We start from the raw sequence: 15,281 nt of genomic DNA on the forward strand, positions 1-15,281 counted from the left end.
TTTGATTTGTTGGAGGGCAGAGCCGGAATCGAACTAGCGCGCAGGGCTTTGCAGGCCGCTTGTTCATTTTAAAATCAATAACTTACAGCGCTGTTACGTTTGCCGATACCTTTTAATCAATTCTACCAACGGTTCACTTAAAGGGCCTCTAATTCTAGAACGAAACTGCGCCGTAGGACGCGTCTTGATGGCTTCGCCCCGTGCCGATGATATATATCGGAAGTGTCCGTGCTGCTGGGGAAGTGCAACCCGACTAAGACTTTCATGTTAACGGCTCAAAACTTATTCCAGCCACCCCCATCTTTTCCAACAATTCCTTTACCTCGCTCGAAACCACCATCGCGATCATCCAGTCACTTAATCGGAAGATATGATGCTCGCCGACTTTATTAGGATCAATGCGAAGATGGGTGATCGAGCGAATCTTCCCAATCTTATCTGGTCGAGCACTATCCTCACCCCATCTTTCAAAGCCAGACTTTCGCTCATCAAGGCACGCCACTGAATCAAGAACATTCAATATTCCATAATCGTTTTTAACTCCTTCGATTTTAACCTGAATCCATTGAATTCGGTTCCCAGCAATTTCCGAGATCGCCATAAATATTCTTGAGGTAACAACAGGCATATCAAAATCACAGAAGTTAAATTCCATCCGATTGCCAGTGCTTCGAACAGGGAACGTCAGGCCAACACTCTGCAAATATGGTTCACACTTCGTAAATCGCCTTGGATCGATATCCACCCCGCTTAAATCAACTGGCGACTTCAAATACCATCTATTCCATACTCTTGAATCGGCATCCACTCGGAAGAATTTTTTCATTAAAATCTCACTTCGTAAAGCAGTCATTTAGTTTCGATCCCACAGTAGTTATCTCTGTCCTGATCGCCCGAAGTTCATTCTGCAACGCTTCACGATATGCACCTCCTTGCAGATCAGCGGTCGCTTCGACAAGGCGATCGAAAACTGCGCGATGATGCGCTTCCGGATGAGGACCCCGCCCTCCACGAAATGCAGTTCGCCATCCCGACCAGTCGTACAGGAAAAGTAATGTACCGCCCGGTGCAGATGCAAATCCTCCAGATCCTCGGGAATACCCTTCTCATCCAGGTAGGCCGGCGCCGCGCAGGTAATCCACCGCAGCTCACCCAAGCGGCGCGCGACCAGCGCCGAGTCATGCGTCGACAGCTTGCATTCGCAGCCGGGACGCCTCCCCCGCAGGCATTGGGCGCCGCGAGGCTCGGCCAAACCGCCGCAAAGACTAACGCGGTCACCACCGTGCGCCCTAAGCCGATTACCTTAACCCGTCCGAAATACCAATGGCTTTGAGCACGAACGTCCGTTCATCCATTACGCCTTCAGACGTTGTGCCGCAACCGCTATGAGTTTGTTGATCAAGAAAGTAGCGCATCGTCGCAAGTAACAGTCCGTCGCGGCGATCCCAGACGGTTATGTCGACGGACTCGAGATTACTTTTGGTGTCCTTGGGATCGATCCGAGATACCTTGTATTTCACCAGTACATCGGCGGTCGACTCTGGAACACCGAAGTAAGATGCAGAGTTGTCTCCATCATTCTGGCGGCGAATGAACGGATGAATCCCGTTCGTTGCGGCACCTTCAAGCTGACAGCACCGGACCTCAGTGAACTTAATCGACCTAGGAAATCTCGGAGGGTCGCTTCGCAAATTCTGAGCAGTACCCCGAGCATCCAAGGTGAAATAGTTGATCCGGGGTGGATACGTGGCAGGTTCCCAATCATATGCGAGCGACTCCACAGTCGATGCCGGTTTGGCAATGAAGCGCGGCCCCACGTCTTTGCATACGGCTTCGAGCTTAGGTGAGTTGGGTTTAAACGAGTTGAAAGCGATGACGACGGGTATGCTCGCCAACGCGACGATATAGCCCACAGGCAGTGTTAGGCAAGCAGTGCCGATGGCGGTCGACCGTTTCCCCTCAGCGCAAAGTACAAGCGAACCCAACGAAGAGAGAGCAATCCACGAAAAGCCGAAGATCCACACCTGGAACATTCCCTTTGCACTGCCGTCGCCGGCGGCTAGGAACGAAAAGAAGAACAGAACGACGCAGTTCAGGATCGCGATGAGGAGGACGACAATATATGCCATGAGGCGCTAGTGTTGATGCAAAACGGCCTATGGTGCCATGTGACTGTTGGTAAAGCAATATTAGCTCAAGCGCCGATCCTTACCTTGCATCGCGTTCTCACCATCGGCAAATAGAAAAAGCCCCTGAAGAATCAGGGGCTTGGCGGTGTTTTTTTTACCGCGTGCTGCGCTATGCAGCCTGACGGGAAACCTCGACGAGGATGCAACGACGGCGAAGCGTCGTCTGCCGGAGGCGCCTGATTCAATGCAGACGGCTCCGCTTTTGCGCATACATTTGTTCGTCTGCCAGGAGGACGTAGTACGACAGGGTCTGGTTCGCAGATGAATCGACCAGCACGACGCCGGCACTGATCGAGACGCAATACGGCCGCTCCTGCATCAAGTTGAATGCACTCAGGTTAGCCTCGATACGCGCCAGGATGACCCCTGGCTGCTCGTCGTCCAGGGTATATGCAACAAATTCGTCGCCGCCGAGGCGTGCAACAACATCGGCATGGCGAAACGACTGGCGGAACACAAGCGCGGCGTCCTTGATCATGGCATCTCCGGCCTCATGCCCCAGTTGATCGTTTACACGCTTCAGGCCATCGATATCTGCGAAGATCACGGCACTCTTCGTACGCTTGCGGCGCGCAAGCTTATAGATCTGTTCGGCCTGCAGGAAGAAGCCGCGCCTGTTGTACAGACCTGTCAGCACGTCGGTCAACGACAGCATCCGCATTTCGCTCACCGCTGCGTCCCTTTGCTGCAATTCTTCCGCATGGCTTACTGACGTGTCAGCGATTTCCTGGCGTTGTTCGCGTAGCAGCCGCTCTAGTGAAGTCTGCGACTCGATTTTGCCCAGCGCTGCCCCAGCCAACTGCAAAATATATGAGAGCGTGCGTTCGTAGGCGTCCTGCGTCGCCGTATCCAAGTCGTGATCCCAACTGACTGCGAGGACCACCGCAGCGGCGTGCGCTGGCACGGCCAGCACCAGCCTGCGCGGCCCTCTGTATTCGAGCTGCTGTTCATCATAGGACTGGGCGTTCGCAGCCTCTACCGCGTCGGCGGTCATACGCACGGCGGCGCGGTATAGCGGATGGTCTGTGCCGGCCGAACGCGCAATGCCGTGGCTGTCGAATTCGACCAGTTCCGTCCGGTCGCTGCGCAGGAGCAGCAAGGCCGAATCGAACCGGACAGTCTCCGCCAGCGCGCGGCCGATCAGTGCCAACGAACCTTGCGCCTCGTCGGTCTGAAGCAGGTCGCGCGCCAGGGTCAACAACATGCGCAACTGGGCTGGTCCGAGCTGCCGCGTTTCCACCCGATCCTTTCTCATTGGGCATCGCCCTCCATGCTAGTCCTCCACCTCGTCTGTCGTCGGCGGCGCATCGGACGGAGTGATTGCCTCCGAGACCAGTTGATCGGTACTGGGGGCTCGGCGCAGCAACGGCTTGTCGAGCACTCGTGCAATCACGTCCGAGGGAACGCGCCTGTATTCCATGTATTTCTGTGCCAGCGCCCGGTTGCGTACCGACTCGATGTTGACGCCGCGCGCCACCGCCTTTGCGGTACCAATGTCAGAGCGTTTTTGCCGTTCGTTCATTTCGGGCCCGATATGCTAAACATGTTGATGCTTCATGACTTCCGGTTCCCCAGCCACAAGGCGTTCTTCGCTTTTGCGGCCTGCACTGAGTGTATTCCTATTCCGGCCCATGCGCCGCCCACTTTCCTGGTCCTTCAAGTGTTGTTTGCTGAGTGGCACCGCCGCCTCGTATTGGCCAATCAACTCATCAACCGGCAGAGCTGACACGTTCCGTGAAAATCGCTAGGTGTTCGTCTGAAAGACCTGTATATTGGATTCACCGCGTATTCAGCACCGCTAAAGAATTGCCGGTTTCTCTCCTGTCTCGCCTATCTTGGCGACTCCCGTCTGATTCCCTCATCTGTTGCCCCTGCTCGTTGGCGCGTATCGCCGGAAACGGCCCGACTCTACATCTTTTGAGGTTATTTGATGACTACCCAAACCGGAATCGTTAAATGGTTCAACGAAGCCAAGGGCTTCGGCTTTATCACCCCAGACGCAGGAGGACCAGATCTGTTCGTCCATTTTCAGGACATCCAGGCTACTGGCTTCAAATCGCTCGCCGAGAACCAGCGCGTCTCGTTCGAGCGCAGCCCCAGCCCTAAAGGCGAAAAGGCGACCAACGTCAGTCCTTCCTGACAATCTGCGCTGCCTTCCGTTCGCGCGTGTGCTGGACCTTCAACCGCTTTTCCCACCAGCCATAATCTGACAAGGTTTCCTTGGCCACCTCCACGCATCGCAAATAGTCGGGGACGGCCTTGGAGCATGGCGGGGCCGGTGGTTCAATGCCCTGGGAGGTGCAATAGCGTACTGCATCCTCCAGGTCGCCGTCATTGAGCAAATCCCGGCACGCGGTCGAGTGAATCAGTGCAAGGTTCATGTCCCTATCCAGAACTCACCAATCGCCTGGAAAAGCGCTGCAGGAGACGCTGGCCGCAACGCTCCAGCGTGGCAAAGGTCGGCTGCCGCATCGCGGTAGAGATCGGTCCGGTCATGTACGCGGTCCCCAGTCCGGCCAGCGAAAGCTGCCGCCAGCTTAAGGAGAGACGGCCTTCAGCCCCCCCCTGCAGATACCTCTTCATACCGGCGCTCCTTCACGATCCTGGGTCTACAAGTTGGGGTGGTCCTCAGCAAACGCGATCGCGTCGCACAGTTGGCCATACCGATAGCCTCCATACAGGAAGTGGCCCTCAATATAGGCGATGCCATGCAGTTTCATCATGCTTTCGTCTTCGTCGGTTGGGTGATATGCCGCCACCCAGCTCGGTTGGAACGCATCATCGCGCAAGAAGCCGGCTTTGGCGTGTTCTGCGACTGCGTAACGCAAGGCATCCCGAAATACATCGTAATGGTGCTGCCGAAATGCATACCGCCTCCCATCGAACGAAATCTCAAATTGTGCCGCCAGGCTTTCATCCGATTCCTGCTGCATATTCGTGTCGCGCGTGCTTTCCATGACCTTCCCACCTGAACTATCCCGACTCCCATTCATTACGCAGATCTGACGCCGGGCCTTTAACATCGCGTCGGTGTTGGCGTCCTCTCGGGATCCGAACGCCTCGTCCGGGAAGATAATCGTTCGCCTGATGCTGTGCGGCCATTGAAGGCTGGTGCAGTCCGATGATGGCGGCATATGTTTGAGTATGGCAGTCGAGGCGTACTTCAGTGCTCCGTCCTGGCACCTGAACTCAGCGCACCTGAGCAGGATATTCCACCCCTGGAACCACGTTGTTGAGTGTTGGCGCATGGCGCCCTCCTTCGCTCGCGTTCAGGAACAATCTCGGAAAGGTGGCGGCAACGAGCAAGCCTTCCTTCCCGGCGCTGCACGCCAACGGCGTGCCAAACGCATGTGCAATACCAATTCAGGACGATTATGGGCTTTGACGCGATTGCGCTGTCAGGCAGCAATGCTGAGGAAGACCGGCACGAAACTCGATATTGGCTAGGTACCTGCTTACCCAATATACGCCCACAAACGAAATTCACCTAATGAATTCGGCAGCCAAGACGAGCCGTGCAAACGGGCCATTGCCGGATATACTGGAATGGTGGATTCGGGCGCTGGGAGGAACCGATGGAGAGCATGCTGCAGTGGAAAGTCTCCTATTGCCGCTCAGATGGGAGCACCGGCCTGGTCTTCATCGCGCTGCCCAGCGAACCTCTATGCACTGACCTGATGGACTCCATTCTTCAATGGGATACGGATCGCGCATACCTTCACCCAGGCGCGCTGCCAGAAACCGATCGGTTTGCGCAAGCGATCGCATTCTTTGAGTTTAATCACATCACAAATATGCGCGTGAAGTCACTTGATGACCAGATAGACTCTACGTCCGACGCCTAGTTCCCGGCAACATGCGGCGTCAGTACAGCGCGAAACTGGGACCCGCGTCAATGGCAAGCGATGGCGTCGGCAGGATCACTTTGGGAGGATGTATGGAACTGCTCGAAACAGAAGACATTGCCGAGTTTCGGAAGATTTTGCGCAGGAGTCGCTTACTTCGTGCAGACTTTTCTCTCAGCGCTACGGACACAACCGATCCGAAGACTGATGAAGTGCCGGCATTGCAGGGTGAATTGACGGTGCGACGAAAATCGACCGGACAGACCAAACAATACCTGATCAGTGACAGCACCTCGTGGCTCGACCTGTTTCGCAATGACATCAAGAGCGGCGCGTTTATTGGACAGGATTCTTTGCAAGTGCGCTATCCGGCAAGTTGGCCGCACAAGACCAGCCATTAACGTGCGCTCTGCCCCAGCCTATTCTGCCCATCGAACCTGGCTGCATAGTACAGAATTGTGCCCAGCATCGATGCGCGCCGGTCGCCGACACGCATCGCTCGGCGCTTTAGCGCTCTTTGACTCTGCTCCCGGCGTGGTATCAGTGCGCCCACTAAATGCCCGCAATCGAGCATGGGCCAATGCACTCTTGGCGCCAGGCAGCGGAAGCGGCGGCACCGAGCCCGCAACGGAGCCGCCCCTTGGCGCCGATGCAGGTAGACTCGAGCAATCTCGCACCAATGGACGAATGTGCAGTCATGACAACTGACGGTCCCGGGTGATCCCATCGTTGCAAACTCTAATGCCTTCGTCATATTGGGTCCTCCTTGCAGGCCTCTTGCTCATCGCAATGATGTTGGGCGGGACGTTGCTTGGGCGTCTCCCGCTGAGCGGAGCCATGATTTACCTCGCAGTTGGCTACGTGCTTGGTGTGGCGGGGCTTATCACCCCGGACCCGATCCGCCATGCCGGGGCTCTGCAACTGGCGACGGAAGGCGCCCTGCTCATTTCGCTCTTTTCGGTCGGCCTTAAGCTGGAGCTTCCATTGCTGGACCGTCGTTGGCTCGCACCTTTCCGACTTGCCTTCGCAGCGATGGCAATGACCGTGGCGCTCATCGCTGTTATCACTGTCTATGGGTTCGGCTTGTCTGTTGGCGCCGCGATCCTGCTTGGCGCAATTCTGGCACCTACGGATCCTGTGCTCGCATCGGCGATTCATTCGGAGTCAGGACCGGCGCCCGATCCGACCCGCTTCAGTCTCGCCGGAGAAGGCGCACTCAACGATGGCACGGCATTCCCCTTCGTTCTACTGGGCTTGGGTATCATGCAGCTGCATGATCTCGGGGAATCCGGATGGCGTTGGTGGGTTATCGACCTGCTCTGGTCAACCGCCGGCGGAATGCTGATTGGGGCAGCCGTCGGCGGCATGCTCGGCACACTTGTGATCTACCTGAGAACGCGACACCAAAGCGCAGTCGGATTGGACGAGTTCCTCTCGCTTGGCGTCATCGCGGTCTCGTTCAGCCTGGCACAGTTGGCATTAGCTTCCGGCTTCTTGTCGGTCTTCTTCGCCGGTTTAGCGCTGCGACGCGCGCGAGACTTTCCCATCACCGGGACGACGCCGATGACGCGGAGCGCGGGCTTGGAAGCCTCGCCCACCAATGCGTCAACCCATTCCCATCATGCCAGTGGCGTCATGACCCGGGCAGTACTGAGCTTCAATGAGCAGTTGGAGCGTCTCGCCGAGCTGGCAATTGTATTGATGATCGGCGCCATGCTGCCTTCGATGGTCCTATTTAGCGGATTGTGGTGGCTCATCCCAGCGATCTTCTTTGTTGTGCGCCCCGTGTCGGTCGTGCTTGCATTTGCCGGCTCCAAAGTGCCAACGCACCAGTTGGCAGCCTTGAGCTGGTTAGGGATCCGAGGGATCGGGTCTATCTATTATCTGATGTTCGCCATCCGCAGGAACATCGACGATGGGCTCGCTCAACAGCTCGTCACGTGCACCCTGGCTGTCGTTACGACATCAATCATCGCGCATGGCATCACCGTTCTACCACTGTTGAAATGGTACGCATCCCGTAACCGCGGAGCCGCAAAATGATATGCTATAACTAAGGCGGAACCCACGGGGATTGGCGTTGACGAGAATGAGTTCGCCACTGCCGCTCTTTGTACCGTACTGCCCTTGAGGACAGGTGGCTTGCGATGAATACGTTACTTGAAAAAGAGCGGAGGCGGGATTGGCGTATGGCCGAGCTTGTACAGTACGGCATGACGCTGCGCGCTGTTATCGGCCTAGCGGAAGCCCAACGATACTTGCTCTCCCGCTGTGTTCCCCAGGCGGTGGTCGATCGCGCTTTGAATGCCGTCGGACCTCGGCCATCCATGCCGACGCGCATCGCGCAGGAATTGGAACGGTGCCTACTCACCAAACCCGTTCGATCCGTGCTGGATTAGCTGGGCATAGACTTGGGCAGCACCTCTCCCCTATAGGTCGAACCTCTTCTTGGTTTCAATGGTGGCCCGATCGCTCCAGCGGCCGCCGCGCTGAAGTGTAAATCTTAACAGCGATCTGTCGTGGTACACGGCCCGCAGAAAATGACCATGAGCCTGGTGTGAATTGCCGCGCTCATACCGAGCGATCCAGGCATTCTCGGCCGTGCGGCGGCCCCAGGCGTCGTACCGCAATGAGAATGCAGAGACGGCGAAGCGCCGTTTGCCGGAGGCGCCAGATTCAATGCCGGCGGCTCCGCTTTTGCGCATACATTTGTTCATCTGCCAGGAGGACATAGTAAGACAGGGTCTGGTCCGCGGATGAATCGACCAGCACGACGCCGGCACTGATCGAGACGCAATACGGCCGCTCCTGCATCAAGTTGAATGCGCTCAGGTTGGCCTGTTGTACAGACCTGTCAGCACGTCGGTCAACGACAGCATCCGCATTTCGCTCACCGCTGCGTCCCTTTGCTGCAATTCTTCGGCATGGCTTACTGACGTGTCAGCGATTTCCTGGCGTTGTTCGCGTAGCAGCCGCTCGAGTGAAGTCTGCGACTCGATTTTGCCCAGCGCTGCCCCAGCCAACTGCAAAATGTATGAGAGCGTGCGTTCGTAGGCATCCTGCGTCGCCGTATCCAAGTCGTGATCCCAGCTGACTGCGAGCACCACCGCAGCGGCGTGCGCTGGCACGGCCAGCACCAGCCTGCGCGTCCCTCTGTATTCGAGCTGCTGTTCATCATAGGACTGGGCGTTCGCAGCCTCTACCGCGTCGGCCGTCATACGCACGGCGGCGCGGTATAGCGGATGGTCTGTGCCGGCCGAACGCGCAATGCCGTGGCTGTCGAACTCGACCAGATCCATCCGGTCGCTGCGCAGGAGCAGCAAGGCCGAATCGAACCGGACAGTCTCCGCCAGCGCGCGGCCGATCAGTGCCAACGAACCTTGCGCCTCGTCGTTCTGAAGCAGGTCGCGCGCCAGCATCAACAGTATGCGCAACTGGGTCGGCCCGAGCTGCCGCGTTTCCACCCGATCCTTTCTCATTGGGCATCGCCCTCCATGCTAGTCCTCTGCCTCGTCTGTCGTCGGCGGCGCATTGGACGGAGTGATGGCCTCCGAGACCAGTTGATCGGTACTGGGGGCTCGGCGCAGCAACGGCTTGTCGAGCACTCGTGCAATCACGTCCGAGGGAACGCGCCTGTATTCCATGTATTTCTGTGCCAGCGCCCGGTTGCGTACCGACTCGATGTTGACGCCGCGCGCCACCGCCTTCGCGGTACCAATGTCAGAGCGTTTTTGCCGTTCGTTCATTTCGGGCCCGATATGTTGAACATATTGATGCTTCATGACTTCCGGTTCCCCAGCCGCAAGAGATTCTTCACGCGTCATAATCGCGACGCCGTCACCGGCACTCTGGGCCAGCGCAGGGAAAGAAAATTTCAGTCCAGCATTATCAAGGTGCTTCGCCTGATTTGCGGCCTGCACCGAGTGTATTCCTATTACGGCCATGCGCCGCCTACTTTCCTGGCCCTGCAACGCAGTCAGCTGCCAGAACTAACAAATTCCGTGAAAATCGCTAGGTGTTCGTCAGAAAGGCATGTACACTGGACTCACCGCGTATTCAGCACCGCTAAAGAATTGCCGGTTTCTCTCCTGTCTCGCCTTTGTTGGCGACTCCCGTCTGATTCCCTCATTTGTTGACCCTGCTCGTTGGCGCGTATCGCCGGAAACGGCCCGACTCTACATCTTTTGAGGTTATTTCATGACTACGCAAACCGGAATCGTTAAATGGTTCAACGAAGCCAAGGGCTTCGGCTTTATCACCCCGGACGCAGGAGGACCAGATCTGTTCGTCCATTTTCAGGACATCCAGGCTACTGGCTTCAAATCGCTCGCCGAGAACCAGCGCGTCTCATTCGAGCGCAGCCCTAGCCCCAAAGGCGAGAAGGCTACCAACGTCTGTCCTTCCTGACAATCCACGCATCCTTCGACTCCCAATACAGGTGAGCCACATGTCCATATGGCGAATTCAATACCAAGACGATCATGGAGCGCATCAAGAATGTTTTGGGGAACGAGACGGCCGGCCGAGTCCTCATGAAGCCATGGAGATCGTGGTCCAAAGCCTTATTCTGGCTGCACACACCGGCATGAGCGCTGTACCAAACTTGACGCTGCTATCGGCAGACGCGCTTTCCGAATTTCGGGTCCACTTCATTTCACCAGTTAGCGCGATTTCCCAGACCAACCGAGAAACCAAGTGCCCGCCCGAACGGTAGTAAATGACAACTGGACCTTCAACCTTTTGGCTCATGTTCTTCATCCATAGGTCGCCAAACACCTGACAAAGCGCTGAAGGGGGCATGGCGCAACAGTCGCTTCGCCTGGACTGAAGTTGAATGCGGGACCAGCCTCGCCAAGGCGCTACGTTCAGACTGAAATACGTCCAGCGTCAGGATGGTCAGCTCACGCGTCTATAGCGCACGATGGCCAAGGACGGTTCAAAGTCTCCAAGGTCGGCACGAACTGTCCTGCGCATCGCGTCAAGAGCTGCGGGGGGGCCGAAGCCGCCTCCCATTGCCGCGTCATCATCCCCGTCGTCAACCCAAGCCAGCAGCGGAAGCAATGTGCCACGAAAGGTTGCAGCATGAGGGAACGATGGGTCTAACAACGTGCAAATATATCGTCACCGTGACGATCGTCATGTGCGTGGTCACCAGTCAGATCAGCGAAAGCGGCCACCAGATTTAGGCGAGAAGACCTTCAGCCGTCTACTGCAGACACCTCTCCATGCCGGCGATCATTAGCTGGGGGGATTACCAGTTGCCTTGCAATGGACGGCCCGAAGAGATAAGCCGGCTTCAATGTATGCTGGAGTTCCCGCTCGATCAAATTTATAGGCATTCGATAGAAGCGCCGCACATACCCACTACATTTCTTTTAGGTACGGGACTTGTGCAGGATCGACGCCAACACATTCACTCGCCAGACGCGGCTCAAGCAGAAAGTGGTAACTCATTCAGTTCGTCTTCATCTGTCCGAACTTCGACGATCTCTGCGCGCCGTCTGATCAAGCTGGATGCGCGTACACACAAGAGGCCGAACGAAGACCGCTTTGATCAGAGTCATCCGCAGACCATATGACACAGCCGTGCGCAATCCTGCCGTTGTGCCAAAGGCAACTCTAGTTAGAAGGACGATGGACATCTGTTGAGCAGTAACTTGGTCAACGCGTCGTTTCTTTTGCATAGATCCCATCCATCTTCGGAACGCATTTCGGATGAAGCCTTTTTACAAGGCTGGAATGCCGAAGGACTCCTTGCGCCAGACAATAAAGCATGGCGCCAGCCAGAGCGCCTTCGTTCAACAGCTCTTGGCATGTAGGTGAACGTATCGAGAGAACTCATCGCGTCACCCGTAACTGGCCAGTTGCCGCGCGAAGCGCTGCAAGGGGCGCGGCCCACAACGCTCCGCATCAGTGCACCATCGTTGCAGGCGGGCCAACAGTTGCTCTTGCGTTTCAGACGAGCGGTCCCACAGCGTTTCAAGCGTCTTCTGCGCCATATGCATTCGATGAAGACGTTCACTATGCGTCAACACCCGTTCGAGATCCCCGCACTGCGCACCAGAGAGACGGCATGGCGCTTGCTGCAACAACCCCTTGGCTTGCTGTAGGTCTGCCCTCGATATCAAGTTCGCCATTCGCGGACGCTCAGCCTGAAAGACCGCTTGTTTGAGCACAGTCAATTCCCGCATCAGGACCGCGCGATGTCCCAGAACCAATTGCAGCGTGCGCAGGGTCGGCGCGAACTGGCCGGCACAGCGCGTCAATGGAACGGGCGCCTTGCGCAGTGTTGCGAGACGCATCAATCCCATCAGCCTGATATAGACCCAGCCGACGTCCACTTCGAACCAGCGGACGGAGAACTTTGCCGAGGTAGGAAAAGTGTGGTGGTTGTTGTGCAGCTCTTCGCCACCGATCAGTACCCCAAACGGCAAGATGTTAGTCGCGGCCTCTTTGCATTCGAAGTTGCGGTAGCCGAAATAGTGCCCGAGACCATTGACCACCCCTGCGGCCAGAAACGGAATCCACATCATTTGGAACGCCCATAGCGTCAGCCCCGGAATTCCAAACAAAAGTAGTTCAATCACCAATAACAGGCCCACGCCTTGCCAGGTATAACGCCCGTAAATTTTTCGTTCCATCCAGTCGTCCGGACCACCTCCCCCATAGCGCCCAACCAAGCCGGGGGCGCTAGCCGCTTTCCGGTAGAGCTCAGCGCCCCGCCACAAAACTTCATTAATGCCCTCCTGTAACGGGCTGTGCGGATCTCTTGCTGTTTCGCAGTGCGCATGATGACACCGGTGTACCGCCACCCACTCCCTCGTCACCATCCCCGTGGTTAGCCATAGCCAGAAACGAAAGCAGTGCGCCACAACTGGATGTAAGGTCAATGCGTGATGCGTTTGGCACCGATGCAGGTAGATCGTCACGGCGACGATCGTCGCATGCGTCATCGCCATTCCGACCAGGATCAATTTCCACCAGCTCCAGGCCAGCAATCCCCCCATCAACCATTGCACGGTTTCTCCCATCACGCAGATCCTTTCAACTTCACTAAACTACAGCCCCGGATGTGCGATGGCGTAAGTGACCGCATCACGCAACTGGTCGTACCGATAGCCGCCGTAATGAAAGCGCCCTGTTGCAAAGACGATGCGATGCTGACGCATCAAGAAGTCCTCCGCGTCTGTCGGGCGATAAGCGCTCCGCCAATTCGGCCGAAAGCCATCATCAGGTACGAACCCCTCTTTGGCATGTTCAGCGATGGCGTAGCGTAAAGCATCGCCAAAGACATCGTAACGATATTGCCGGAAGGTGTACCGGAGCCCGTCGAAAGAAATCTCGTACTGTTCCGCCAGGAGCTGGTCCGCCGATGGCTTGCGCAACGTGCCGTCAACGCATTCCGTATCCCCGGCCCCACCAGCGACAATGCCGCTTTCCATGGCAATGATTTCGCGCTTGGCGCGCGAAGTGGCGGCAACATTGGCATCCTCTCGCGTATCAAAGGCCTCCTCGGGGAACACGACGGAACGTTTGCCGAGGTTCCGGAGAATAGCAGTCGACGCGAACCTGCGCACGCCATCCTGGCAACGAAACTCGGTACATCGCAAGACGATACGCCATCCATGGAACAAGGTGTCTTCCCGCCATCTCATCGCGCACTCCTTCGCTCGCGTTGGTGAAGGATTAGTGAAATGAGGTCGCGACGAGCAAGCTCTCGTTTCAGGCGAACCACGACTTAGAGAGGAGTGTAGGCCATACCGCCATCCTGGTTAGTCCCGAGAATTAAGGCTGCCCGGCGCCAATCATTGGTCAAAGAAGCGTCATGACCCCACTATACGCGCAGCGTACGAAACCACCTATTCATTTCGGTGGCCCTGCGTGCCTTGGTGCTTCATGAACTCAGCCTCACTGGCAGCGTTGCGCTCTTCGCGCGCGGCAATGGGATCGCCGCCGCTATCAATCCGGTTTGCGGCGCGCTCGGCGTCAGTGTGCGGCCCTTCGGCACCGGTTTCATGCGTGTCATCGTCGCCCGGAGGATGCAGCATGTCCTTCAACATGGCACTTAGTTCAGCAGCATCCGGGGCCAACCCGCGCCTTTTCCTCTGATGGATATAGTGTTGGATTTCGGCTTCTTGTTCGGCGCTCAAGGGCAACCCGTGGAAAGCGGTTTCTGGTTCATTGCTGTGCACGATATCTCTCCAGTCCGGCATGACACCAAGTCTACGCTCTATTCCACAACTATTGGAAACCGATTTCGCTGTCCATGAGCGAACTGCGTTTGCCTGGCTAACTTGTTAGCGACAAGGCATGGTCGCGTGGTTGCACCAGATTGAACTCGGCGATCCGGGCAAGTATCCGCTTTGTGATTGCGCGCGGGGTCGCATTATCGAATGTGAATGCGGCAAATTTGTCCCCGCCAACACGTCCCACCACGTCGGCCTGCCGAAAGGCGCTACGAAAGAGCCGTGCTGCTTCGCGAATCAGGTCGTCTCCCGCAGCGTGGCCAGTTGGTCATTCACATTTTTTAGTCCATCGACATCGGCGAAAATGACGGCGCAGGCAAGACGCTGGCGGCGGGCGATCAACAAACACTGTTCCGATTTGGCGAGAAAACCGCGTCGATTCTGCAGGCCCGTCAGTTCATCCTGAACGGCCATTTCACGTGCTACCACTGCCTCACTCTCACTGATTCTTAACTCTTCGACGAGCCGCGATTCTGCCGCCGCATGGGCCTCGTGCTGTTCATGAACCAGTTCGTCACAGTTCAGCTGATGCCACAGGGTCCGAATGCCCGCCAGTTCGGCGATAAGCGGGAGTACAGTGCACGCTCCGCGCTGGATAAAAGGGCCCGCGGGCCGGTCCAACGGGACTTTCTCCAACATCTTCCTTAGTTTGCGGCATTCCTGATGGTTCATTTCCAGGAATTTTTTCTTTCCGGGAGGATCGAGGTAGTAACAACTGTCGCCGCCCCCTCGATTGCTGATCAACAAAACACCGTCAGGCTTCAATGACGACAAATTCTGATAGATGGATCGTAATGCGGCTTCGACGTTTACGGCACTCATCAAAGCCTTTGCAATCCGCAACAGCATCATGTCTTGGCGCGCTCTCTGTCGTTGGAGGCAACGGGCAATGCCTGAGCTAACCACTTCAGTTCCCCACTGCCTTGCGGACCAACAATGATCGCGGTGCAACAACGCTGTAGCATTTACAAATCAGAGAGCCGGCGCTAAGCTAGAAGTTC

The 15,281-nt window shown here is 56.6% G+C and carries 17 protein-coding genes and 1 pseudogene; 5 read left to right on the plus strand and 13 right to left on the minus strand.

Annotation, left to right across the window (positions count from 1 at the left end):
- Positions 1-262 precede the first annotated feature (262 nt).
- The 5 genes from ACN9MU_RS18525 to ACN9MU_RS18545 all read right to left on the minus strand — a co-directional run bounded on the left by ACN9MU_RS18525 (position 263) and on the right by ACN9MU_RS18545 (position 3,711).
- A complete protein-coding gene (locus tag ACN9MU_RS18525; protein WP_426343264.1) occupies positions 263-826 on the minus strand; it encodes an imm11 family protein in 564 nt (187 codons plus the stop codon).
- A 48-nt stretch (positions 827-874) separates the two neighbouring features.
- A complete protein-coding gene (locus ACN9MU_RS18530) occupies positions 875-1,252 on the minus strand; it encodes a hypothetical protein (RefSeq protein ID WP_426343265.1) in 378 nt (125 codons plus the stop codon).
- A 46-nt stretch (positions 1,253-1,298) separates the two neighbouring features.
- On the minus strand, positions 1,299-2,129 hold the full coding sequence (locus ACN9MU_RS18535; RefSeq protein ID WP_426343266.1) for a hypothetical protein: 831 nt from the start codon (positions 2,127-2,129) through the stop codon (positions 1,299-1,301).
- A 241-nt stretch (positions 2,130-2,370) separates the two neighbouring features.
- Entirely contained in the window at positions 2,371-3,393 is a 1,023-nt protein-coding gene (locus ACN9MU_RS18540; RefSeq protein ID WP_426335898.1) for a diguanylate cyclase domain-containing protein, read from the minus strand.
- A 69-nt stretch (positions 3,394-3,462) separates the two neighbouring features.
- Positions 3,463-3,711: a hypothetical protein gene (locus ACN9MU_RS18545; RefSeq protein WP_426343267.1), complete on the minus strand. Its 249-nt coding sequence runs from the start codon at positions 3,709-3,711 to the stop codon at positions 3,463-3,465.
- Positions 3,712-4,119: 408 nt separating this feature from the next.
- On the opposite strand from ACN9MU_RS18545, the gene ACN9MU_RS18550 reads away from it, so the two are divergent.
- Entirely contained in the window at positions 4,120-4,329 is a 210-nt protein-coding gene (locus ACN9MU_RS18550) for a cold-shock protein (protein ID WP_426318194.1), read from the plus strand.
- Here the strand turns inward: ACN9MU_RS18550 and ACN9MU_RS18555 are convergent.
- Both ACN9MU_RS18555 and ACN9MU_RS18560 read right to left on the minus strand, forming a co-directional pair.
- A complete protein-coding gene (locus tag ACN9MU_RS18555) occupies positions 4,316-4,570 on the minus strand; it encodes a hypothetical protein (protein WP_426161871.1) in 255 nt (84 codons plus the stop codon). The genes ACN9MU_RS18550 and ACN9MU_RS18555 overlap by 14 nt on opposite strands.
- 228 nt (positions 4,571-4,798) lie before the next feature.
- A complete protein-coding gene (locus tag ACN9MU_RS18560) occupies positions 4,799-5,146 on the minus strand; it encodes a hypothetical protein (protein WP_426161873.1) in 348 nt (115 codons plus the stop codon).
- 618 nt (positions 5,147-5,764) lie between these two features.
- Between ACN9MU_RS18560 and ACN9MU_RS18565 the strand changes: the two genes are divergently transcribed.
- The 3 genes from ACN9MU_RS18565 to ACN9MU_RS18575 all read left to right on the plus strand — a co-directional run bounded on the left by ACN9MU_RS18565 (position 5,765) and on the right by ACN9MU_RS18575 (position 8,077).
- Positions 5,765-6,034 (plus strand): hypothetical protein, encoded by a 270-nt coding sequence (locus ACN9MU_RS18565; protein WP_426161874.1) that lies wholly within the window; start codon positions 5,765-5,767, stop codon positions 6,032-6,034.
- A 92-nt stretch (positions 6,035-6,126) separates the two neighbouring features.
- The gene (locus tag ACN9MU_RS18570; protein ID WP_426161875.1) at positions 6,127-6,435 is read left to right on the plus strand and encodes a transcriptional regulator; all 309 of its coding nucleotides are present in this window, start codon (positions 6,127-6,129) and stop codon (positions 6,433-6,435) included.
- A 391-nt stretch (positions 6,436-6,826) separates the two neighbouring features.
- Positions 6,827-8,077 carry a cation:proton antiporter gene (locus ACN9MU_RS18575; protein ID WP_426323785.1) on the plus strand — a complete coding sequence of 417 codons (1,251 nt, stop codon included), beginning with the start codon at positions 6,827-6,829 and terminating at the stop codon, positions 8,075-8,077.
- Positions 8,078-8,862: 785 nt separating this feature from the next.
- Here the strand turns inward: ACN9MU_RS18575 and ACN9MU_RS18580 are convergent.
- The gene (locus ACN9MU_RS18580) at positions 8,863-9,513 is read right to left on the minus strand and encodes a hypothetical protein (RefSeq protein ID WP_426161878.1); all 651 of its coding nucleotides are present in this window, start codon (positions 9,511-9,513) and stop codon (positions 8,863-8,865) included.
- A gap of 18 nt (positions 9,514-9,531) precedes the next feature.
- The gene (locus tag ACN9MU_RS18585; protein ID WP_426161879.1) at positions 9,532-9,954 is read right to left on the minus strand and encodes a hypothetical protein; all 423 of its coding nucleotides are present in this window, start codon (positions 9,952-9,954) and stop codon (positions 9,532-9,534) included.
- Between the two features lie 277 nt (positions 9,955-10,231).
- Here ACN9MU_RS18585 and ACN9MU_RS18590 point away from each other — a divergent pair, with 277 nt between their 5' ends.
- On the plus strand, positions 10,232-10,441 hold the full coding sequence (locus ACN9MU_RS18590) for a cold-shock protein (RefSeq protein ID WP_426161880.1): 210 nt from the start codon (positions 10,232-10,234) through the stop codon (positions 10,439-10,441).
- A gap of 1,439 nt (positions 10,442-11,880) precedes the next feature.
- Here the strand turns inward: ACN9MU_RS18590 and ACN9MU_RS18595 are convergent.
- The 4 genes and pseudogenes from ACN9MU_RS18595 to ACN9MU_RS18610 all read right to left on the minus strand — a co-directional run bounded on the left by ACN9MU_RS18595 (position 11,881) and on the right by ACN9MU_RS18610 (position 15,132).
- Complete coding sequence (locus ACN9MU_RS18595; protein ID WP_426318197.1) at positions 11,881-13,065, minus strand: DesA family fatty acid desaturase; 1,185 nt, start codon at positions 13,063-13,065, stop codon at positions 11,881-11,883.
- 27 nt (positions 13,066-13,092) lie between these two features.
- Positions 13,093-13,689 carry a hypothetical protein gene (locus ACN9MU_RS18600; protein ID WP_426161882.1) on the minus strand — a complete coding sequence of 199 codons (597 nt, stop codon included), beginning with the start codon at positions 13,687-13,689 and terminating at the stop codon, positions 13,093-13,095.
- Between the two features lie 204 nt (positions 13,690-13,893).
- Entirely contained in the window at positions 13,894-14,226 is a 333-nt protein-coding gene (locus ACN9MU_RS18605; RefSeq protein WP_426161883.1) for a hypothetical protein, read from the minus strand.
- Between the two features lie 97 nt (positions 14,227-14,323).
- Positions 14,324-15,132, minus strand: a pseudogene (locus ACN9MU_RS18610) (GGDEF domain-containing protein).
- Between the last annotated feature and the right edge of the window lie 149 nt (positions 15,133-15,281).

The sequence above is a fragment of the Pseudoduganella sp. R-32 genome (genome assembly GCF_049913245.1).
Taxonomy (GTDB): domain Bacteria; phylum Pseudomonadota; class Gammaproteobacteria; order Burkholderiales; family Burkholderiaceae_D; genus Rugamonas.

Coding starts and splice junctions, on each gene's coding strand:
- ACN9MU_RS18525 (WP_426343264.1), bottom strand. CDS start 826: ATGAAAAAATTCTTCCGAGTGGATGCCGATTCAAGAGTATGGAATAGA.
- ACN9MU_RS18535 (WP_426343266.1), bottom strand. CDS start 2,129: ATGGCATATATTGTCGTCCTCCTCATCGCGATCCTGAACTGCGTCGTT.
- ACN9MU_RS18540 (WP_426335898.1), bottom strand. CDS start 3,393: ATGTTGTTGACCCTGGCGCGCGACCTGCTTCAGACCGACGAGGCGCAA.
- ACN9MU_RS18545 (WP_426343267.1), bottom strand. CDS start 3,711: ATGAACGAACGGCAAAAACGCTCTGACATTGGTACCGCAAAGGCGGTG.
- ACN9MU_RS18550 (WP_426318194.1), top strand. CDS start 4,120: ATGACTACCCAAACCGGAATCGTTAAATGGTTCAACGAAGCCAAGGGC.
- ACN9MU_RS18555 (WP_426161871.1), bottom strand. CDS start 4,570: ATGAACCTTGCACTGATTCACTCGACCGCGTGCCGGGATTTGCTCAAT.
- ACN9MU_RS18560 (WP_426161873.1), bottom strand. CDS start 5,146: ATGGAAAGCACGCGCGACACGAATATGCAGCAGGAATCGGATGAAAGC.
- ACN9MU_RS18565 (WP_426161874.1), top strand. CDS start 5,765: ATGGAGAGCATGCTGCAGTGGAAAGTCTCCTATTGCCGCTCAGATGGG.
- ACN9MU_RS18570 (WP_426161875.1), top strand. CDS start 6,127: ATGGAACTGCTCGAAACAGAAGACATTGCCGAGTTTCGGAAGATTTTG.
- ACN9MU_RS18575 (WP_426323785.1), top strand. CDS start 6,827: ATGTTGGGCGGGACGTTGCTTGGGCGTCTCCCGCTGAGCGGAGCCATG.
- ACN9MU_RS18580 (WP_426161878.1), bottom strand. CDS start 9,513: ATGAGAAAGGATCGGGTGGAAACGCGGCAGCTCGGGCCGACCCAGTTG.
- ACN9MU_RS18590 (WP_426161880.1), top strand. CDS start 10,232: ATGACTACGCAAACCGGAATCGTTAAATGGTTCAACGAAGCCAAGGGC.
- ACN9MU_RS18595 (WP_426318197.1), bottom strand. CDS start 13,065: ATGGGAGAAACCGTGCAATGGTTGATGGGGGGATTGCTGGCCTGGAGC.
- ACN9MU_RS18600 (WP_426161882.1), bottom strand. CDS start 13,689: ATGAGATGGCGGGAAGACACCTTGTTCCATGGATGGCGTATCGTCTTG.